Genomic DNA, 19,805 nt, shown 5'->3' with positions numbered 1-19,805 from the left:
GGTCAGCGGCCCTCGCTCATCATCGTCACGAACTCGTCGAACAGCGGGGCGGCGTCGTGCGGACCCGCCGCCGCCTCCGGGTGGTACTGCACGCTGAACGCGGGCACTTCCAGGGCGCGGACGCCCTCGACCGTGCCGTCGTTGGGGCAGTAGTGGCTCAGCAGCACGCGACCGAAGTCGGAGGAGAACTCCTCGCCCGGCTCGCCCTCCAGCGCGAAACCGTGGTTCTGCGCGGTGATCGCCACCTTGCCGGTCGCCACGTCGATCACCGGGATGTTGATGCCCCGGTGGCCGTAGCGCATCTTGTAGGTGTCGCGGCCCAGCGCACGACCCAGGATCTGGTTGCCGAAGCAGATGCCGAACAGCGGGATCCGCCGGTCCAGCACGCCGCGGGTCAGCTCGACCGCGTGGGCCTGGGTCGCCGGGTCGCCGGGGCCGTTGGACAGGAACACGCCGTCCGGCTTGACCGCCACCAGGTCGTCCACGGTGGAGGTCAGCGGCAGGACGTGCACCTCGATGCCGCGGGCGGCCATCATCCGGGGCGTGTTGGACTTGATGCCCAGGTCCAGCGCGGCCACCGTGAAGCGGCGCTCGCCGACGGCCTCGACCACGTACGGCTCGGGCGTGGTGACGTCGCCCGCGAGGTCCGCGCCCACCATGGGCGGCGCGCTGCGGACGCGCGCCAGCATCTCCTCGACGCTGCCGAGCTCGTCGCCGGAGAACACGCCCGCGCGCATCGCGCCCTGCTCGCGCAGGTGGCGGGTCAGCATCCGGGTGTCGATGCCCGAGATGCCGACGACGCCCTGGCCGACCAGCGCGTCGTCCAGGCTGCGCGTGGACCGCCAGTTGGACGGCACGCGGGCCGGGTCGCGCACCACGTAGCCGGAGACCCAGATGCGGCTCGACTCGTCGTCCTCGTCGTTCCAGCCGGTGTTGCCGATCTGCGGCGCCGTCTGCACCACGATCTGGCGGTGGTAGGACGGGTCGGTCAGGGTCTCCTGGTAGCCGGTCATGCCGGTGGAGAACACCACCTCGCCCAGGCTCGCGCCGACCGCGCCGTAGGCCTCACCGCGGAACACGCGGCCGTCTTCCAGCACCAGTGCCGCGTTCGTCATGAGTCGCCTCCCAGCGCTTGCACCCACTGCTCGTACACGTCCTTGTCATCGCCCCGGAACCCGGTGTCGAACACCCGGTCGCCGAGGTGCCAGCGCACGACCAGCAGGCCGTCCGCCGTCATCACCTTGCCCGCGAGGCCGCGGGCCGTTCGGGCCCCATCCACCCGTTCTACCGGGATCCACAGCGCGCTCGCGCCGGTGCGCTCCACCAGCACGCCGTTCTCGGTGAGCTTGAGGGTCGCCTCGGCGCGGTGGCCGATGTCGCCGACCGCCACCCGGTCCTGCCAGTCGTCGCCGATGGTGGTGCCGACGTACACGCCGGTCGTCTCCAGCATCGTCGCGCCGGTCTCGGCGGGCGGCTGCGGGAACTCCGGCAGCACCTCGGCCTGCCGGCGCGCGCGCCGCCGCCAGCCGCGCCACATGCCGTACAGGCAGAGCAGGAAGATCGCCAGCACGGCCAGCGAGAGCAACACCCGGGTCATGCGGTGATCCTTCCGCCGAGGGCCGTCACGCGCCCGCGCAGCAGGGTCGCGACCACCGCGCCGGGCAGCTCCATGCCCTCGAACGGCGTGTTGGCCGCGATGCTGGCGAACTCGGCACCGCGCACGGTCCAGGTGGCGTCCGGGTCGACCAGGGTGAGGTTGGCGGGCTCGCCGACCTCGATCGGCCGGCCCTGGTCGGGCAGGCGCGCGATCTCGGCGGGCCGCTCGCTCATCACCCGCGCCACGCCGCGCCAGTCCAGCAGCCCCGTCCTGACCATGGTCTCCACCACGATCGACAGCGCGGTCTGCAGGCCGAGCATGCCGGGCCGGGCGGCGGACCACTCGGTGTCCTTGTCCTGCACGGCGTGCGGCGCGTGGTCGGTGGCCACGCAGTCGATGACGCCCTCGGCCAGCGCCTCGCGCAGCACCTTCGCGTCGGCCGCCGTGCGCAGCGGCGGGTTGACCTTGTTCACCGGGTCGTAGGTCGCCAGCCGCTCGTCGGTCAGCAGCAGGTGGTGCGGCGTGACCTCGGCGGAGACCTCCGTGCCCCGGGCCTTGGCCCACCTGAGCACGTCGGCCGTGCCGGTGGTGGAGACGTGGCAGACGTGCAGCCGGGCGCCCGCGTGCAGCGCCAGCAGGCAGTCCCGGGCCACGATCGACTCCTCGGCGGCGGCGGGCCAGCCCGGCAACCCCAGCCGGGACGCCTGCTCGCCCTCGTGCGCCTGCGCGCCCACGGTCAGCCGGGGCTCCTCGGCGTGCTGCGCGACGACCACGTCCAGCGCCTTGCTGTACTCCAGCGCGCGTCGCATGATCAGCGGGTCGTGCACGCAGTGGCCGTCGTCGGAGAACACCCGGACGCCCGCCTTGGCCATCGTGCCCAGCTCGGCGAGCTTCACGCCCTCCAGGCCGACGGTGACCGCGCCGACCGGGTGCACGTCGACCAGGCCGACCTCGCGGCCGCGCCGGGCGACGTGCGCGACGACGACCTCGTTGTCCGCGACCGGGCTCGTGTTGGCCATGGCGAACACGGCCGTGTAGCCGCCCAGCGCGGCGGCGGCCGAGCCGGTGGCGATGGTCTCGGTGTCCTCGCGGCCGGGTTCGCGCAGGTGGGTGTGCAGGTCGACGAAGCCGGGCAGCAGGACCGCGCCGTTGCCGTCGACGACCTCCGCGCCCTCCTCCGCCACGGACCCGATCGCGGCGATCACGCCGTCGCGGACCAGCACGTCGATCGGGTCACCCTCGCCGTAAGGCCTTACTCCCCTGAGGATCAAGGGGTTCACGCGGTTTCCTCCTCGTGGGCAAGCAGGTGGTAGAGGACGGCCATGCGCACGTGCACGCCGTTGCGCACCTGGTCGGTGATGGCCGCGCGGGGCGAGTCGGCGACCGCCGAGGCGATCTCCATGCCGCGCAGCATCGGACCGGGGTGCAGCACGACGGCGTGCTCGGGCAGCAGCTTCAGCCGCCGCTCGCTCAGGCCGTAGGCGATGGAGTACTCGCGGGCCGACGGGAAGAACCCGCCGTGCATCCGCTCGGCCTGCACCCGCAGCAGCATCACGGCGTCGAGGCTCGGCAGCTCGGCGTCCAGCTCGTGCGAGACGGTGAGCGTGCCTCCGTCGCCGGCGGGCGAGGGAACCCCCCAGCTCTGCACGCCCACCGGCAGCAGGGTCGGCGGCGCGACCAGCGTCACGTCCGCGCCCAGGGCGGTGAGCAGGTGCACGTTGGACCGGGCGACCCGGCTGTGCAGCACGTCGCCGACGATCGCGATCCGGCGACCGCGCAGGTCGCCGAGCCGTTCCCGCAGGGTGGCCGCGTCGAGCAGGGCCTGGGTGGGGTGCTCGTGCATGCCGTCGCCCGCGTTGACCACGGACGTGCCCGCCTCGCGCAGCCAGCCGGCCAGCCGGTGCGCCGCGCCGGAGGCCGGGTGCCGCACGATGACGCAGTCCGCGCCGGCCGCGGCCAGGGTCAGCGCGGTGTCGCGCAGCGACTCGCCCTTGCTCACGCTGGAGCCGGACGATGAGACGTTCACCACATCCGCGCTCATCCACTTGCCCGCGATCTCGAAGCTGACGCGCGTGCGGGTGGAGTTCTCGTAGAACATCGTGATGACCGTGCGACCGCGCAACGTCGGCAGTTTGCGCACTTCACGGCCTTCGAGGGCCTGCTTGAGGCTCGCCGCGGTGTCCAGGATGGCGGTCGCCTGGGCCGGGTCGATGCCCTCGGTGGTGAGCAGGTGCTTCACCGCAGCACCACCCCGTCGCGCTGGTCGAACTCCTCCAGCAGCACGTGGACCTCCTCGGTGCGGGCCGTGGGCACGTTCTTGCCCACGTAGTCCGCGCGGATCGGCAGTTCGCGGTGGCCCCGGTCGACCAGCACGGCCAGCTGCACGGCGCGCGGGCGGCCGTGGTCGCGCAGGGCGTCGAGCGCGGCGCGGATCGTGCGGCCGGAGAACAGCACGTCGTCCACCAGGACCACGAGCTTGTCGTCGACGCCGCCCTCGGGCAGCTTGGTCGCCTCCAGCGGGCGGGTGGGCCCTCGGCGCAGGTCGTCCCGGTAGAGGGTCACGTCCAGCGTGCCGGTGGGCGGCTCGACACCCGAGAACTCGGCGATCCGCACGGCCAGCCGGCGGGCCAGCGGCGCTCCCCGGCTCGGAATCCCCAACAGGACTACCGCGGGTGCGCTGGGTGCATCAAGAGCGGTCTTCTCGATGATCTGATGGGCCATTCGGGCGACGGTGCGCGCGACGTCGCCGGCCGACAGGAGCTCTCGCTCCCCGGCCGGGTCCGTCGCGCCACGTTGACGTGGCGCCACGGTTGGACCTCCTTCCCCGCCTCGCTGGACGGGTCCTTAAAGGACGTCGGACACCCGGCTGCGACCGGGCTGACCACCACCGTATCAGGCGAGCGCGGTCAATCTTCCGGGTGGTGTGCGTGGTCTCGCCCACCTGTCCCAGCGAGATCAGCTTGACCTGGTGACCACGGAGAGCAATCATTACTCTGCGTATTGATCTAAGCCTCCCCGCGGCAGTCCCCTACCGGCTGACGGGGCGAATGAACGGAGAACCGCCACATGGGCGACTACGCCAAGGCGCTGGGGGCCAAGCTCCGCGCGATCCGCCAGCAGCAGGGCTTGTCTTTGCACGGCGTCGAGCAGAAGTCCGGCGGTCGCTGGAAGGCCGTGGTCGTCGGCTCGTACGAGCGCGGCGACCGCGCCGTGACCGTGCAGAAGCTCGCCGAGCTGGCCGACTTCTACGGCGTCCCGGTGGCCGAGCTGCTGCCGGAAGGTCGGGTGCCGTCCGGTGCGGAACCCGCCACGAAGATCGTCATCAACCTGGAACGGCTGCAACAGCTGCCGGCGGAGAAGGTCGGGCCGCTCGCGCGGTACGCGGCCACCATCCAGAGCCAGCGCGGCGACTACAACGGCAAGGTCCTGTCCATCCGGACCGAGGACCTGCGGTCGCTGGCGATCATCTACGACATGACGCCCGGCGAGCTGACCGAGCAGCTCATCGACTGGGGCGTGCTGCCTCCCGAGGCTCGTCCGGCCAAGGAGGACTGAGCACGCGGAAGAGGGCCACCCGGCGGTTCGCCAACGGGTGGCCCTTCCGGCCTGCTCGGCGGCAGGCCCTGCGGCCGCGCGGGCCGCGGGTGGCTAGAGCACGGCCCGGAGCTGGTCGGCGATGACCGCGATCCGGCCGAGCACGCCGTTGACGAACCGCGGCGAGTCGTCCGTGGACAGGCCCTTGGCCAGCTCGACCGCCTCGTCGATCGCGACCGCGTCCGGCACGTCGGCGGCCCACAGCAGCTCGTAGAGCCCGATCCGCAGCACCGCGCGGTCGACCGCGGGCATGCGCTGCAGCGTCCAGCCCTCCGCGTGCTCGGAGATCAGGTCGTCGATGCGCGCGCGGTGCGCCGTGACGCCTTCCACCAGGACGATCGTGTAGTCGTTCACCGGCGGCACGTCCGTCGAACCGACCCGGTCCGCCAGCAGCGTCACCGGGTCGGCGCCCCGCAGGTCGGCCTCGTAGAGGACGTCCAGCGCGCGTTTGCGGGCCTTGCTCCGTGCGCCCATCTCAGCCGTTCACTCGGCCCAGGTAACGGCCGTCGCGGGTGTCGACCTTGATCTTCTCGCCCGTCGTGACGAACAGCGGCACCTGGATCTCCGCGCCGGTCTCCAGCGTGGCGGGCTTGGTGCCGCCGGTGGAGCGGTCGCCCTGCAGGCCGGGGTCGGTGTGCTGGATCACGAGCTCGACCGAGGTCGGGAGCTCGACGTAGAGCGCGACGCCCTCGTGCATGGCGACGACGGCTTCCTGGTTCTCCAGCATGTAGTTCGCCGCGTCGCCGACCGTCTCGGCCGGGATGCTGATCTGGTCGTAGGTGTCGCCGTCCATGAAGACGAAGTCGGCGCCGTCCTTGTACAGGTAGGTCATGCCGCGCTTGTCGACGGTGGCCGTCTCGACCTTGGTGCCCGCGTTGAAGGTCTTGTCCACGACCTTGCCGGACAGGACGTGCTTCAACGTGGTGCGCACGAAGGCGCCGCCCTTGCCCGGCTTCACGTGCTGGAACGCGGTGACGGTCCACAGCTGGCCGTCGAGGTTCAGCACCAGGCCGTTCTTCAGGTCGTTGGTGGTGGCCACGGTGGTGGGCTCTCCTGTTGCGTGAGTGGAGGACGACGTCGGCTCGGCCGACGAATCCGATTCCAGGCGATCCGACTTCAGATGACCACGAGCTCCTTCGTGGTCAGGGTGAGGAGCTCCGGGGCGCCTTCGCGCACCACGAGCGTGTCCTCGATGCGGACACCACCCTTCCCGGCCAGGTACACACCGGGCTCGACGGTGACCGCCATACCGGGCAGAAGTGTACCGTCACCCGCCTTCGACAGCGCTGGAGCCTCGTGGATCTGCAGGCCGACGCCGTGGCCGAGGCCGTGCAGGAACTCGTCGCCGTGCCCGGCCTCCTCGATCACGCCGCGCGCCGCCGCGTCGACGTCCGCGTAGGGCGTGCCGACCGCCAGCGCGGCCCGGCCCGCCGCCTGCGAGGCCGCGACCAGCTGGTACAGCTCGCGCTGCCAGTCCGCGGCCCGGCCGACGACCACGGTGCGGGTCATGTCGGAGTGGTAGCCGTCGACCAGCGCGCCGAAGTCGAGCTTCACGAAGTCGCCGTCGCGGACGAGGGCGTCGGTCGGCCGGTGGTGCGGCACGGCCGAGTTCGCGCCCGTCGCCACGATCGACTCGAACGCGCGCCCGGCCGCGCCGTGGTCGAGCATGCGGCTCTCCAGCTCGCGGGCGACCTCCTTCTCGCTGCGGCCCGGCCGCAGGCCGCCGTGCTCGACGAGGCCGGCCAGCGCCCGGTCGGCCGCCGCGCACGCCATGCGCAGGGCCTCGACCTCGGCGTCGTCCTTGACCAGCCGCAGTCGTTCGACCAGGTCGGGCGCCGGCACCAGCTCGGTGCCGTCGGCCGCGTCCGTGAGCACGTCCAGGCCGTCCACGGTCACGTGGCGGCTCTCGAAGCCGACCCGGCCCGTCCGCGCCCCGTTCTGCCGGGCCGCCCGCTCGACCAGCACCGCGTCGCACGGCCGGTCGATGACCCGCTCCAGGTCCGGCACCTGCGCGGCGGCCTGGGTGAGGTAGCGGCCGTCGGTGCAGAACACCGTCGCGTCGTCGGAGTCGGCGTGCACGAGCAGCGCCGCGTTCGAGCCGGTGAACCCGGTGAGGTAGCGGACGTTGAGCAGGTTGGTCACCAGCAGCGCGTCCAGCTCCCGGTCCCGGAGCGTGGCGCGCAGGGCGGCGCGGCGAGTGGAGTGCGGCATGTCAGCAGCGTAAGGCTCGGTGGACCACCACACCGTGCCACTCGATCGGGTGAACCGTGCTGAATCGTGCGACAGTCGCGTGACGGACAGTGCGTGCCTGGTGGGGGCTATGACGGGCCGTCGGTCCGACTTAGGGTGGGGCGCATGCGCGCGTGGCTGGTCCGAGGGTTCTGGCTGGGTCTGTTCCACGGCGGGGTGCAGACCGGCACCTCGGCCGTGAGCGTGCACAGCCCCGAGGCCGCCGCGTCCATCCGGTACATCGCGATCGGGCTCGTGGTCGTGATCGGCGTGCTGTGGGGCGCGTTGGACGCCTGGCGGCAGCTCGAAGGGCGCGGCATGGTGTGGTTCGCCGCGGCGCTGGTGGCCGGGCCGCTGGCCGGGATCGCCGGGGTGGCCGGGCGGTCGCTGGTGGACCAGACGGGGCTCGAGTCGCTCGGGCCGGCGCTGACGGGCGGCGCGGCGTTCACCGCGTTGCTGGTCATGGCGACGGCGGCGGTCGGGATGGGCATCGGCAACGCCCTCCCCCAGCCGGACGGGTCGCGGCAGGCCGACGGGTCGCACTAGGTCCCGGCGGTGGGTCTCACCGCTCGCGGGCGGGCCGGTCCGGCGAACGGCGTCAGCGGCGCAGTTCGCCCGCCTTCTCGTACGACTCCCACTCCTTCTTCGTGACCGACGTGAGCTGCGACGAGTTCAGCGTGACGATCTCGATCGCGGCCTCGCCCGCGCCCAGCGCCCACAGCCGGTCCTTCACCAGCAGCCCGATCCGGCCGTCGGGCGCGCGCACCGCCTTCGCGCCGGCCGGGATCTCCGCCGCGACGGGCAGGTCGTCCACGACCGGCGGACGGCGGTCGAGCACCCTGGTGGCGAGCCGGTCGGTCACCGAACGGCGCTCCAGCCGCACCACCTCGCCGTCCAGCACGAGGTCGGTGGTGTTCGCGGGTGACGGCACGGCGTAACCGCGCAGCAACGCCGCCGAGTCCTCGTCCGCGCAGCCCGGCACGTTCGCCAGGTCGAGCCCGAACTGGCTGAGGTCGGTCGGCGCGGCCGCCGCGCCGTCCAGGGTCGCGCGGACCACGTCCACCGCGATCCGGCCGCACGGGTCGTCCGCGGTCACCGGCGCGTGCCCGAGGGGCGTGCGGACCAGGCCGGGGCCTTCCCGCCAAGGGCCCGGGATGTGCACCTGGGGGTGCGGGTTCGCGGTGAACTCCTTGTTCCAGAACGTCAACGACGTGCCGTGCTCGGTCTCGTGGGCGATGACGAACGCGCGCAGCGCGGCGACGTACATCCAGTCGGCGCTGAACGCGTCGACCACCGAGCGGGTCCGCTTCGAGCGCGTGTCGGGCACCTGCTGGAAGCCGGCCGGCCCGAGCGCCTGCACGCCGGAGGCGAACGTCGGGTCCTTGGACCGCAGCACGAACTGGCCCGCGCCGTTCCACCCGGCGGCCTCGCCGGTGGTGTCGGTGAACATGAGGTGGAACCAGCCGTCGACGACCAGCACCGACGGTTGGCCCGCGCCGTAGGTGTTGTCCCTGACCGTGTCGTAGGACGGGCTCACGATCGGCTTGCCGCCGGCCGCGCGCGTCCACGAGATGCCGTCCGGGCTGGTGGCGACCCCGATCGCGTTGCCGTTGGCGTGGTCGCCGGCCGCGCCCGTGTAGTAGAGGTAGTAGGTGCCGCCGAGCCTGATCACCGACGGGTCGCAGGTGTGCACGCCGTCGAAGCCGGTGACGCTGCCGGACAGCACCGGCATGGCCGGCGTGCCGTTGGGCGCGGCGAAGGGGCCGGCCGCCGAGGCGCTCTCCGCGTAGAGCAGGTCGTCGCCGGGTGGTGCGGCGACCATGAGCTGGCTGCACCACCACATGCGGTGCCGGCCGCCCTCCAGCAGGATCGTCGGGCCGTAGTTGTACGGCGCGTCGCCGCCGTGCGCGACCACGCCACCGCTCTGCCTGCCCCGGTCGGCGGCCAGCGGCACCGGCTTGGCCTCGGTCGTGCTGGTGCTGGTGCTGGGCGGCGCCGGGCTGGACGTGGGCGTGGCGCTGCTCGGGGCGGGTGCCGACGCCGGGTCGGCGGCGCTCGGGGCGCAGGCCGTCACCAGCACGACGGTCATCGCGGACCCGAGGAGCCTCACCGCTCCCGCATCGGACCTGGACATGGCGGGGCCGATCTCCACTTCTGCCGGCGTTCGGACACCGGGATGACGGCGGCGCACCCGGTTCCGTTCAGTGTAGAGATCGACTACGTCTGTCGAGTGTCAACCGGAAGAGGCCACGAGCTCCACTTCGAAGCCGTCTGTGTTCTCCAGATAGGCTGCGTAGTGATCGGGACCACCCGCGTGGGGGTATTTGTCCGCGAACAACGGCGACCACCCGTGCCCGGTCGCCTCGGCCGCCAACCGATCGACCTCCACCCGGCCGCCGACGTGGAACGCCAAGTGGTTCAGCCCCGTGCCGAGCCGGTGGTGCGTCTCCAGCGCGGGCGAGCGCTCGACCACGAGGTAGGTCGGGCCGAGCCGCCAGCTCACCCCGGCCGGCCAGCGCTGGTACTCGACCCAGCCCAGCTCGCCGAGCAGCCAGCCGATGCTGTGCTCGGCACGGGCCAGGTCCGGCACCCACAGCTCGACGTGGTGCAGGTGCCCCGCCGTCATCCGGCCTCCTCACCCTCGTTCAGCCCGCTAACGCCCTCGACCCCCGATGATCACCCGAAAGTGGCACCGGCTTCGGGGATGAACGGTAACGCCGGATTTGTTGCCGGAAAAAAGAAGGTGTGGCGCCCGGCCCCCTGTGTCTGCGGTGGCTTGGCTGACGGGTCACTGCGGCGGGCTTCGCTCACGGGTGACTGCGTTGGCCAGTGGCCGCGGTGGCTTGGCTCGGGGTGGCTGCGGTGGCTTGGCGCTCGGGTGACTTCAGTCGCTTGGCTCGGGCTGGCCGGGTCGGCGGCTGGCCGGGTCGGCGGCTGGCCGGGTCGGCGGCTGGCCGGGTCGGCGGCTGGCCGGGTCGGCTTGGCCTCCGGGTCTGCGGCGGCTTGGGGGCGGTCTGCGGCGCTCGGCGCCCAGGGATGTCGCGTCGCGTGACGCGCGGGGACGCGTGGGTGTGCGGCGGCTTGATGCGGAGGGGGTTCGCGTCGCCTGAGCACAACCGACGCGCACGCGTGGGTGTGCGGCGGCCTGCCGGGCCCTTGGGGCTGCGGCAGGCTGGCGCGGGGGATGTGCGCGTCGGTGTGCGCCGGGGTCGGTTGGGCGCGGGTGTGCGTGTCGGTTGTGCGTGGGATGCGCGGCGGGCTGGCGCACGGGAGCGTGCGTCGGCGCGGGGTGGGACGTTTGCGGGGTCAGAGGAGGATGCTGCCGCCCGACTTCGGCTCGGACGCGACTGCGGAGTAGGCAGCCGCGATGAGCGCCGGGTCCGGGCCCTCCAGCCGGCCGGGCTTGGCCAGGCCGTCGAGCACCACGAACCGCAGCACGCCCGAGCGGGTCTTCTTGTCCGACCTCATGCCCTCCAGGAGCTGGCCCAGCGCATCCGGGTCGTAGCCGGTCGGCAGGCCCAGCGAGGTGAGGATCGAGCGGTGGCGGTTGGCGGTGGTGTCGTCCAGCCGGCCGGCCAGGCGGGCCAGTTCGGCGGCGAACACCAGGCCGACGCTGACCGCCGCGCCGTGCCGCCAGCGGTAGCGTTCGCGGCGTTCGATGGCGTGCGCCAGGGTGTGGCCGTAGTTCAGGATCTCGCGCAGGTCCGATTCGCGCAGGTCGGTCGACACGACGTCGGCCTTGACCTGGATCTTGCGCCGGACCAGCTCCTCGATCACGTCGCCTGCCGGGTCGAGCGCGGCCTCCGGGTCGGCCTCGATCAGGTCGAGGATCACCGGGTCGGCGATGAAACCGCCCTTGACCACCTCGGCCATGCCCGCGACGAGTTCGTTGCGGGGCAATGTCTCCAGCGTGGTCAGGTCGACCATCACGGCGTCCGGCTCGTAGAACGTGCCGACGAGGTTCTTGCCGGCGTCGGTGTTGATGCCGGTCTTGCCGCCGACCGCCGCGTCCACCATGGCCAGCAACGTGGTGGGCACGTGGACCAGCTTCACCCCGCGCATCCAGGTGGAGGCGACGAACCCGGCCAGGTCGGTCACCGCGCCGCCGCCGAGGCCGACCACGACGTCCGTGCGACCGAGGCCGATGCGGCCGAACACGTCCCAGCAGTACCCGGCGACCCGCAGGTCCTTGCCGTCCTCGGCGTCGGGGACCTCGACGCGGTGCGCGTCGATCCCGGCCGCCTCCAGCTCGCCGCGGACCGCCTCGGCGGTCTCGGCCAACGTCGGTGTGTGGACGATCGCCGCCTTGGCCGTGCCCTTCAGGGTCTCGACCAGGTCGCCGAGCAGGCCGCGGCCCACCACCACGTCGTACGGTCGTTCCGCGGCCACGCGGATCCGCACCGGCTCGCCCATCACCACTCCCCTCGTCGGGTCACCATTCGACCACGTCCGCGCCCAGCGCGTTCCCGCCCCACACCCCGGCGAGCACCTCGGCCTGGTCCTTGACCGCACGCCGCGCCGTGCCCCTGACCTGCGACCAGCCGGTGACCTGGAACGTCACCGTGCGGCCGCGGAACTCGTGCCGCCACGCGCCCGTCACCCGGCCGTGCAGCACGAGCGCGCCGGGGCTGCCGACGGGCCGCCAGACCCGCTTGGCCACGTCCGGGTCGGCGACCAGGTGACGCGGGCCGAGCAGGTAGGGGTCGCGCGGGAACAGCAGCAGGCCGGCGGGCGGGTCGGGCGCTTCGGCGACGTCCTCGTGCGCGAGCAGCCGCGTGCCGTCCACCCGGACCGGGCGCAGGTCGGGCCAGCTGTCCCGCGGGCCCGCGCCGAGCCACTTCTCGGCGTCGGCCTTGGCGAACGGGCCGACGAGCCGGGCGTAGTCGCGCAGCAGGGTCGGTTCGCCGGGCTCGTCGACGTCCGGTTTCGCGGTCGGGCGGCGGAAGACGAGCTGCTTGCCGAGGTGGTCCAGCTCGATGCCCGCGAGGAGGGTGGCGAGGCGGAAGACGTTCTCGATGACGTGGTCGACCCGGCAGGTCGGGCAGTGCGGGGTGACGGCGGCGGGCAGCAGCGGGCTGATCGCCGCGGACAGCTCGCCCTTGGTGGCCGTCTCGCCGGGGAACTCGCGGTGCAGGAGGTCGACGACCAGGTCGACGTGCTCCAGGTCGGGCGTCGGGTGCGCGCCGCACCAGGCCGCCAGCTGCCGCGGCGTGCGCGGCCGGAGTTGGCGGCGCAGCGCGGGCAGGTCCTCGCGGCGGTGCAGGTGGGGCGCGCCGCGCAGGCTCAGCACGCGGACCAGGTCGTCGGTGGGTTCGCGGCGACCTCGCACGCCCAGCGCCGCCGCGCCCGTCTTGGGCGGGCTGTCCACCACGCCCAGCGGCAGCACCGCGTCGGGGTCGTCGCCGTGCAGGCCCTGCACCGCGGCGCGGTGCGCGAGGACCTGGGCCCCGGTCAGGTCCACTCAGGTCCCTTGCGCCGGCTCCGTCGGGCGGAGCACCGCGTCCACCACCTGCTCCGGGGTGAGGTCGTCGGTGGTCACCTCGATCGTGGCGACTTCCCGGTACAGCGGCAGGCGAGCGTCCAGCAGGGACTTGAAGGTCGCACGCGGGTTCACGCCCGCGAGCAGCGGCCGGGCGCTGGACATGCCGGTGCGCCGCACGCCCTCGGCCATGCCGACGTTGAGGAAGACCACGGTGTGCCCGGCGAGCCGGCCGCGGGTGGTCGCGGACAGCACCGCGCCGCCGCCGAGCGCCAGCACGCCGTCGTGGGTCTTGAGGCCCTCGGCGACGGCTTCTTCCTCCATCGTGCGGAACGCGGGTTCGCCGTCGTCGGTGAAGATGTCGGAGATCGGCTTGCCGGCGGTGGCGACGATGTCGTCGTCGGTGTCGCGGAAGGCGACGCCGAGGCGTTCGGCGAGCAGCAGGCCGACCGTCGTCTTTCCGGCTCCGGGTGGGCCGAGGACGACGAATCGAGGGCTCACAGACCCTCCCAGCGGGCTTCCAGCGCTTCCAGGTAGGAGGCGACGTTGCGCTTGGTCTCGGCGATCGAGTCGCCGCCGAACTTCTCCAGCGCCGCCTCGGCCAGCACGAGCGCCACCACGGACTCCAGCACCACGCCCGCGCGCGGCACCGCGCACACGTCCGAGCGCTGGTGGATCGCCACCGCGGGCTCTCCGGTTCGTACGTCCACAGTGGACAGCGCACGGGGCACCGTGGAGATCGGCTTCATGGCGACGCGGACGCGCAGCGGCTCGCCGTTGGTGATGCCGCCCTCCAGGCCGCCCGCCCGGTTGGAGCGGCGCGTGACGCCCTTCGGGCCCGGGCCGCGGTCGATCTCGTCGTGCGCCTCGCTGCCCCAGCGCTCGGCGGTGGTGAAGCCGTCGCCGATCTCGACGCCCTTCATCGCCTGCACACCCATCAGCGCGCCGGCCAGCCGCGCGTCGAGGCGCCGGTCCCAGTGGACGTGCGAGCCGAGGCCCGGCGGCAGGCCGTAGGCGATGACCTCGATCACGCCGCCGACCGTGTCACCCGCCTCCTTCACCGCCTCGACCTCGGCCACCATCGCCTCGGTGCCCCGTGCGTCGAAGGCCCGCACGGGGCTCGCGTCGACGGCGGCCAGGTCGTCCGGGCCGGGCACGGGCGCGTCGGCGGGCGTCTTGGCCTTGCCGATGGAGACGACGTGGCTGATCACGTCCGCGTCGAAGACCTGCTTGAGGAAGTGGCGGGCGACCGTGCCGAGCGCGGTGCGGGCCGCGGTCTCCCGGGCGCTGGCGCGTTCCAGCACGGGGCGGGCCTCGTCGAAGCCGAACTTCTGCATGCCGGGCAGGTCGGCGTGGCCGGGGCGTGGCCTGGTCAGCGCCTCGTTGCGGCCGGTCGGCTTGAGCTCGGACGGGTCGACCGGGTCGGCGGACATCACCTTCTGCCACTTGGGCCACTCGGTGTTCCCGATCCGGACCGCGACCGGGCCGCCCTGGGTGAGGCCGTGGCGGACACCGCCGAGGATCTCGACCTCGTCCGCCTCGAAGCCCATGCGCGGGCTCCGGCCGAAGCCGAGGCGGCGGCGCTCGAGTTGAGCGGTCAGGTCGGCAGTGGTGACCTCGACCCCGGCGACCATGCCTTCCAGCACGGCGACGAGGGCCGGTCCATGGGACTCCCCAGCGGTGATCCAGCGCAGCACGCCGCGAATCCTTCCACAGTGGGGGCAGGGGCCTGGGCGCAGGTCAGGGCAGGTCTCCGCGGTCCCGACAGGTGGACGCCCAGGGGAACGCCTCGCGGGACGCCTCGGTCGGTCGCGCCGGTGGGGCGGAGCGCTCCGGTCGGGGGTCGGTGGCACTCCGGTCCAGGGGTCGGCGGCGTTCCGGTCCAGGGGTCGGCGGCGTTCCGGTCCGGGGGGCCGGCCCGGGAGGGGCGGTCTGGGAGGGGCGGTCTGGGAGGGGCGGTCTGGGAGGGGCGGTCTGGGAGGGGCGGTCTGGGGGGAGGGCGGAGGACTGGGGCGGCAGAGGGCCCAGTCGGTGGGCGGGCCGGGTCGGCAGGGCGGGCACGCCCGGACGGGCGGCCAGGGTGAGCGCGCAAGGCCGGGCGCGGGCGAGGTTGGGCGCGGGCAAGGTTGGGCGCGGGCAAGGTTGGGCGCGGGCAAGGTTGGGCGCGGGCAAGGTTGGGCACGGGCAAGGTTGGGCACGGGCAAGGTTGGTGGGCGCGGGCGAGGTTGGTGGGCGCGGGCGAGGTTGGTGGGCGCGGGCGAGGTTGGTGGGCGCGGGCGAGGTTGGTGGGCGCGGTTGTGAATGCGGGCGAGAGTGCGGATGTGAGTGCGGTGGGCTGTGGACGCGGCGGCACGAGGTGGGGGGTTAGCCGGCGGAGACTGCGACCAGCCACGTCGCCGCCAAGAGGCCGGGGCCGTGGGGGAGGTTGTCGTGGGGCCATCTCAGGCCCAAGGTGAGGGTGAGCGCGCTCGCCAGCAGGGCACCGACCGGTAGGGCGAGCCACGACACCGAGGCCAGCACGGCGCCCAGCGAGCCCGCCAGCTTCACGTCTCCCCCGCCCATCGCCGACGGCGCCAGCAGGCGGACCAGGAGGTGGAAGCCGCCGAACAGCAGGCAGCCCGCCAGCGCCCGCCACAGGTCCGCCCCGCACAACCACAGCGTGACGCCGATCGCCGGGTACGCGGGCAGCGTCAACGCGTCCGGCAGGCGGCGGTGGCGCAGGTCGGTCACGGTCAGCAGCACGCCGAGCCACGCCACCAGCAGCGGCACGGGCAGCCAGTGCGGCGGGGCCAACGCCCAGGCCACGAACCACAACACGGCCGTCGGCACGGCGCACCACAGCAGACCGACGTGCGCCCCGCGCGGGAGGTGGCGCAGCAACCCGGCGCCCGCGGCGCCGGCCAGGAATCCGGAGATGACCATGGGTCCAGCGTGGTCACCGGGATGGCGGGGGCGCAACGAGAAGTGCGGGTGAATGGTCCATTCACGCGCGTAAGACGGTATCGTTGCTGCTCAGGCGGTATGGATAGGCGGCGTATCGGCGTCGATCCACCGCTTACCCACCGGAAACGCTGAGCGGAGACCCTGCGATGGCACGTCCACCACTGCCGATCGGCACCCACGGAAAGATCGCAACCAGCCGGGAGAGCGCCGAGGGTGTCAAGCCGGAGGTCTGGAAAGCCAGCGCCAGGGTCCGCGACCACGACGGCGTCACCCGCAAGGTCGAGCGCCGTGGTGCCAGCAGCGCCAAGGCCACCGCCGAGCTGAAGTCGGCCCTGCGTGACCGGAAGGTCCGATCGGTAGGCGCCCTCACCGGCGATGCCCGGTTCGAACAACTCGCCCTGACGTGGCTCGACCAGGTGCGGGCCCGGAACAAGGGCACGACCTACGACACGTACCGCAAGCACCTGCACCACACCGTCCTGCCTGCGCTCGGGAAGCTGCGGCTACGCGAGTGCACCCCTGGTCGGCTTGACGAGTTCCTCGAAGCGCAGGACCACCTAGCCCCGGCAACCAAGCGTGTCCTACGGGCCATCCTGACCGGCACGTTCCAGCTCGCCGTGCGCACCGACGCTCTCGACCGGAACCCGGCCCGTGACATGAGCCGCATCACCGGCGACGCCAAGAACAGGCCGGTCGCCCTCACGGCGGAACAGCTGCTCGACTTCATGGCCAAGCTGGACGCGGACCGCATCGCGCAGCGCACAGATCTGGGTGACCTGGTCAGGTTCCTGTTCGGCAGTGGTTGCCGCATCGGCGAGGCGCTGGGGATGCGCTGGTGCGACGTCAACCTCACCGATGAGCCGGTCGTCGTCGACGGTCTGACCATCCCGCCGCGCTCGCTCGCTGTCACCGGCAACGCCGTGTCGGTCGCCGGTAAGGGGGTCATCCGTCACGACGGCAAGACGTTCAACGCGCGCCGGCTGGTGACCTTGCCGGGGTTCCTGCACCGCCTGTTGACCGAGCGCCAGCAGGCGAGCGTCGGGGTGGGCGCGGCACCGGTGTTCCCCGGCCAGCGTGGCTACCGCAACCCGAACGCGACGCTGCGTATGGTCCAGAGGCTGCGTGACCGCATCGGCTATCCGGACTTCACCACGCACCGGGCACGCAAGACGGTGGCGACGATCCTCGACGGTGCGGGTCAGTCCGCGCGCAAGGTCGCCGACGTGCTCGGGCACGCTCAGGTGTCGATGACCCAGAACACCTACTTCGGCCGCGGGCAGGCGAACCCGGAGGCTGCGGCGGCGCTGGACGCGGCCGTCAACCCGGCCAAGCGCACCGCGTGAGGTCCGCACAGGCTCCGCACGGGGTGTGCCGACCCCTCAGCCCCTCGTGCTGAGCCGTCTACGGCCCGTACAGCGCGCCCTGAGCTGCGCTGTACGGGCCGTAGAGCGTCTGTGCGGAGGTGTGCCGACCATGTCGGTTTAGGCCCGCACAGGCCCGCGCAGCGGCGCGGATGCCTTGATTGCCGAGGCGACGGAGGCGAACCTTACGGCTCACTGCACACGACGAATGGTGGTCAAGGTGGCGTGGTTCAGACGCAAGATCAAGCGAGCATCGGTGACCCATGACTGGACCGCCGTGGACTACGACTATGACCCGATCGACCGGCAGTCCGGCATGCTCCTGTGCTGGACGTTCACCGGCACGCCGCCGGAGCGCGGTGACTTCCTGATACTGCAGAACGGGCCTCGGACGACCCGCTACAGGGTGAAAGCTGTCGGCCCCCGAAGTCCGGCGGGTGGCGTTGCGGTACACGTGGTGTTTGCGTCACGCCAGCTGGCTGGCCCGGACGTCTAACCGACCCTCGACCCTCCCCACAGCAGTAGGCGGGGTGGCTACCCTGGTGGCACCTCTTCGCCGAGGTAGTAGCCCCCGGTCGACGGGCCGGGGGCGTCGGCGAAGAACCTCGGCGAAGGCGGCACCATGGACGACTTGACCATTGGCGCGCGCATCAAGCGGTTGCGCGGCAACACCATGACCCAGCGGGAGCTCGCCGAGCAGTCCGGCGTGTCCCTCTCGCTGATCCGGGCACTCGAACAGGACCAGCGGCTCACCGCGTCCATCACGACCTTGCACAAGCTCGCCCGCGCACTGGACACCGACGCCGGGACGCTGCTGGGCAAGACCACGAACATGCCGGGTGCCCCGGACACCGGCGTCATGGCGATCCGCCGCGCGCTGACCCCGGTGGACGACCTGCTCGGCGAACCCGTGCTCGACGGCGAACCGGTCGACCGGCGCGAGGCCCGCAGGCTGGTCGAGTACGGCTGGGGCCTGTACTGGTCCGGCCGATACGACACGTTGACCACCCTGCTGCCCTCGGCGCTGCCGCAGCTCCGCGCGACCGCGCACACAGCAACAGCCGGTGAACAGGCCAGCGCGCTCGAGCTGCTGGCGCGCGGCTACTGGTTGACGGCGTGCTCGCTGGTCCACCTCGGGCAGCAAGAGGCCGCGTGGCTCGCTATCCGGCACGCGCTCGACGCGGCACAGGGAGGCTCCGACGCGCTGCTCGACGCGGTGCTGCGAGGGTCCGTGTCGTGGCAACTGCTGGTCCAGGGCCGCTACCACGAAGCCGAGCGAGTGGCGGTCAAGGCCGCAGAGGCGATCCAGCCAGTCGGCGCCGCGCCAGTCGAACACCTGTCGGTGTACGGGTCGCTGCTCATCTCCGGGGCCACATCGGCAGGCCGGGACGGAAACGCCGACCGCGCCCGCGACCTACTGGACGAAGCCGCGCTGATGGCCGCACGGAACGGCACCGACCGCACCGACTACGAAAGCCCGTTCGGGTCGGCACAGGTCACCATGCAACGCGTCGACGTCGCCGTGGTGACCGAGGAGTACCCGGCCGCGGTCGAAGCCGCCAAGGCCATGCCACGAGACGCCGCCCTGCCCCTGGCCGCACGTGCGCGGCACACCACCGACGTGGCTTTCGCGTTGGCGCAGATGGGCAAGGTCCGGCAGGCACGTGACGCGCTGCTGACCGTCGAGCAGATGGCACCGGCGTGGATCAAGTATCAGACGTTGCCCCGCCAGGTCGCGGCCGAACTGGTGCGTCGCGACCACGACTCGACTCTGCGCAGCCTCGCGCGGCGCCTCGGAGTCACCGCCGCCTAGGTACTACCCGACGGTAGTTCGGTCGGGTAGTACCACGCGGCGTAGTACCCGGCTTGACCTGCGTTTTCGTAGCGTCCAGGCATGAACTGGCTCGTCGTCGTCATCCTGGGCACCGTCGCACTCGGCGCGGTCGTGTGGCTGTGCGCCCTGGTGGTCCGCGAGCGCACCGGGGGCACGCGGTGAGCTTCCGCATCACCCTGACTGAGGAGCAGGTGTCGCAACTGTGGGGCTACCTCCGGCGCTGTGTGGCGGAGGTCGAGTCCTACCTGGCCGCTGACGACCTCGACGGCGCCAACTCCTTCATGAACCAGGTGGTGATCGAGGCCGGCCAAGGCTGCCACGACCTCGTGCTGGACACGATCGCCCGGATTCGCGGTCAGGTCGCGTGGCGGACATTCGTCCCAGATGTACGCGACGGTGAGCCGGAGTGAGGTTCCCGTTCTCCTCACTCCGGCTCACCAGAGGCGCGCCTGCGCGGTCTGCCCAACCTTGAGAGCTAGCCCTTCGGGTTGATCAACGCGATGGCGTTGATCAGTGCCTTCGCGCCATCGTTCGCGTGCTCCCACACTTCCATCGGCGTGATCGCGTACGTCTTCTCATCGGGGTACTGCTCGGCTTCATGCCCGCGGTCCCGAAGGTGCTCCAACTCCCGAAGCGCGACTTCGAGCTTCGTACGCAGCGGCTCGGCGATGCCCTCGGTGACGTGGTAGCGCTCATCCATGCCGGGTGAACCTACGGCAATCACCGCCACTCGGCCGGGTCTCAGGACGCCACGGCAGACCAGCCGTC

The 19,805-nt window shown here is 72.3% G+C and carries 22 protein-coding genes; 6 read left to right on the top strand and 16 right to left on the bottom strand.

Going from position 1 to position 19,805, the window contains the following annotated elements; all coding sequences use genetic code 11:
• Nucleotides 1-2 precede the first annotated feature (2 nt).
• Genes carA through pyrR form a run of 5 tightly spaced genes read right to left on the bottom strand, consistent with a single transcriptional unit; the run spans nt 3 to nt 4,405 of the window.
• Nucleotides 3-1,115, bottom strand: a complete 1,113-nt coding sequence (gene carA / locus ABTZ99_RS13620; RefSeq protein ID WP_499611265.1) for a glutamine-hydrolyzing carbamoyl-phosphate synthase small subunit — start codon at nt 1,113-1,115, stop codon at nt 3-5.
• Nucleotides 1,112-1,597, bottom strand: a complete 486-nt coding sequence (locus ABTZ99_RS13615; RefSeq protein ID WP_230569196.1) for a PH-like domain-containing protein — start codon at nt 1,595-1,597, stop codon at nt 1,112-1,114. Before ABTZ99_RS13615 ends, carA begins: the two co-directional genes overlap by 4 nt.
• Nucleotides 1,594-2,877: a dihydroorotase gene (locus ABTZ99_RS13610; protein ID WP_499611262.1), complete on the bottom strand. Its 1,284-nt coding sequence runs from the start codon at nt 2,875-2,877 to the stop codon at nt 1,594-1,596. Before ABTZ99_RS13610 ends, ABTZ99_RS13615 begins: the two co-directional genes overlap by 4 nt.
• Nucleotides 2,874-3,836, bottom strand: a complete 963-nt coding sequence (locus ABTZ99_RS13605) for an aspartate carbamoyltransferase catalytic subunit (RefSeq protein ID WP_499611259.1) — start codon at nt 3,834-3,836, stop codon at nt 2,874-2,876. Before ABTZ99_RS13605 ends, ABTZ99_RS13610 begins: the two co-directional genes overlap by 4 nt.
• Nucleotides 3,833-4,405, bottom strand: a complete 573-nt coding sequence (gene pyrR, locus ABTZ99_RS13600) for a bifunctional pyr operon transcriptional regulator/uracil phosphoribosyltransferase PyrR (protein WP_498779858.1) — start codon at nt 4,403-4,405, stop codon at nt 3,833-3,835. Before pyrR ends, ABTZ99_RS13605 begins: the two co-directional genes overlap by 4 nt.
• Nucleotides 4,406-4,663: 258 nt before the next feature.
• Between pyrR and bldD the strand changes: the two genes are divergently transcribed.
• Nucleotides 4,664-5,152 (top strand): transcriptional regulator BldD, encoded by a 489-nt coding sequence (bldD, locus tag ABTZ99_RS13595; RefSeq protein ID WP_015103676.1) that lies wholly within the window; start codon nt 4,664-4,666, stop codon nt 5,150-5,152.
• Between the two features lie 93 nt (nt 5,153-5,245).
• Here the strand turns inward: bldD and nusB are convergent, their stop codons facing one another.
• From nusB to ABTZ99_RS13580, 3 genes are all read right to left on the bottom strand, one after another.
• Complete coding sequence (gene nusB, locus ABTZ99_RS13590; RefSeq protein WP_053721638.1) at nt 5,246-5,665, bottom strand: transcription antitermination factor NusB; 420 nt, start codon at nt 5,663-5,665, stop codon at nt 5,246-5,248.
• 1 nt (nt 5,666) lies between these two features.
• A complete protein-coding gene (efp, locus tag ABTZ99_RS13585; protein ID WP_498779860.1) occupies nt 5,667-6,230 on the bottom strand; it encodes an elongation factor P in 564 nt (187 codons plus the stop codon).
• A 77-nt stretch (nt 6,231-6,307) separates the two neighbouring features.
• Complete coding sequence (locus tag ABTZ99_RS13580) at nt 6,308-7,402, bottom strand: M24 family metallopeptidase (protein ID WP_498779861.1); 1,095 nt, start codon at nt 7,400-7,402, stop codon at nt 6,308-6,310.
• Between the two features lie 144 nt (nt 7,403-7,546).
• Here ABTZ99_RS13580 and ABTZ99_RS13575 point away from each other — a divergent pair, with 144 nt between their 5' ends.
• Nucleotides 7,547-7,966 carry a B-4DMT family transporter gene (locus ABTZ99_RS13575; RefSeq protein WP_498779863.1) on the top strand — a complete coding sequence of 140 codons (420 nt, stop codon included), beginning with the start codon at nt 7,547-7,549 and terminating at the stop codon, nt 7,964-7,966.
• 52 nt (nt 7,967-8,018) lie between these two features.
• On the opposite strand, the gene ABTZ99_RS13570 is transcribed toward ABTZ99_RS13575, so the two are convergent.
• From ABTZ99_RS13570 to ABTZ99_RS13540, 7 genes are all read right to left on the bottom strand, one after another.
• On the bottom strand, nt 8,019-9,554 hold the full coding sequence (locus ABTZ99_RS13570) for a glycoside hydrolase family protein (protein ID WP_499611252.1): 1,536 nt from the start codon (nt 9,552-9,554) through the stop codon (nt 8,019-8,021).
• Between the two features lie 99 nt (nt 9,555-9,653).
• Nucleotides 9,654-10,046, bottom strand: coding sequence for a VOC family protein (locus ABTZ99_RS13565; protein WP_498779867.1), 393 nt, complete (start codon nt 10,044-10,046; stop codon nt 9,654-9,656).
• A gap of 680 nt (nt 10,047-10,726) precedes the next feature.
• Nucleotides 10,727-11,833 carry a 3-dehydroquinate synthase gene (gene aroB, locus ABTZ99_RS13560; RefSeq protein ID WP_498779869.1) on the bottom strand — a complete coding sequence of 369 codons (1,107 nt, stop codon included), beginning with the start codon at nt 11,831-11,833 and terminating at the stop codon, nt 10,727-10,729.
• Nucleotides 11,834-11,852: 19 nt separating this feature from the next.
• Nucleotides 11,853-12,881 carry a DNA glycosylase AlkZ-like family protein gene (locus ABTZ99_RS13555; RefSeq protein WP_499611248.1) on the bottom strand — a complete coding sequence of 343 codons (1,029 nt, stop codon included), beginning with the start codon at nt 12,879-12,881 and terminating at the stop codon, nt 11,853-11,855.
• Entirely contained in the window at nt 12,882-13,400 is a 519-nt protein-coding gene (locus tag ABTZ99_RS13550) for a shikimate kinase (protein ID WP_498779872.1), read from the bottom strand.
• Nucleotides 13,397-14,596, bottom strand: a complete 1,200-nt coding sequence (aroC, locus tag ABTZ99_RS13545; RefSeq protein WP_498779873.1) for a chorismate synthase — start codon at nt 14,594-14,596, stop codon at nt 13,397-13,399. The genes ABTZ99_RS13550 and aroC overlap by 4 nt, the downstream gene beginning before the upstream one ends.
• Nucleotides 14,597-15,263: 667 nt before the next feature.
• Nucleotides 15,264-15,821, bottom strand: coding sequence for a prepilin peptidase (locus ABTZ99_RS13540; RefSeq protein WP_499611245.1), 558 nt, complete (start codon nt 15,819-15,821; stop codon nt 15,264-15,266).
• A gap of 167 nt (nt 15,822-15,988) precedes the next feature.
• On the opposite strand from ABTZ99_RS13540, the gene ABTZ99_RS13535 reads away from it, so the two are divergent.
• The 4 genes from ABTZ99_RS13535 (at nt 15,989) to ABTZ99_RS13520 (ending at nt 19,447) form a co-directional block, all read left to right on the top strand.
• Nucleotides 15,989-17,185, top strand: coding sequence for a site-specific integrase (locus tag ABTZ99_RS13535; protein WP_499611243.1), 1,197 nt, complete (start codon nt 15,989-15,991; stop codon nt 17,183-17,185).
• 238 nt (nt 17,186-17,423) lie between these two features.
• Entirely contained in the window at nt 17,424-17,699 is a 276-nt protein-coding gene (locus tag ABTZ99_RS13530; protein ID WP_499611241.1) for a hypothetical protein, read from the top strand.
• A 126-nt stretch (nt 17,700-17,825) separates the two neighbouring features.
• Nucleotides 17,826-19,016, top strand: a complete 1,191-nt coding sequence (locus ABTZ99_RS13525; RefSeq protein WP_499611239.1) for a helix-turn-helix domain-containing protein — start codon at nt 17,826-17,828, stop codon at nt 19,014-19,016.
• Nucleotides 19,017-19,195: 179 nt separating this feature from the next.
• On the top strand, nt 19,196-19,447 hold the full coding sequence (locus tag ABTZ99_RS13520) for a hypothetical protein (protein WP_499611237.1): 252 nt from the start codon (nt 19,196-19,198) through the stop codon (nt 19,445-19,447).
• 65 nt (nt 19,448-19,512) lie between these two features.
• On the opposite strand, the gene ABTZ99_RS13515 is transcribed toward ABTZ99_RS13520, so the two are convergent.
• Nucleotides 19,513-19,737, bottom strand: coding sequence for a hypothetical protein (locus ABTZ99_RS13515; protein ID WP_499611235.1), 225 nt, complete (start codon nt 19,735-19,737; stop codon nt 19,513-19,515).
• Nucleotides 19,738-19,805 lie beyond the last annotated feature (68 nt).

It is taken from the genome of Actinosynnema sp. NPDC002837 (assembly GCF_040295345.1).
Classification (GTDB): Bacteria; Actinomycetota; Actinomycetes; order Mycobacteriales; family Pseudonocardiaceae; genus Actinosynnema.
This window is presented reverse-complemented; position numbering and strand designations above follow the sequence as displayed.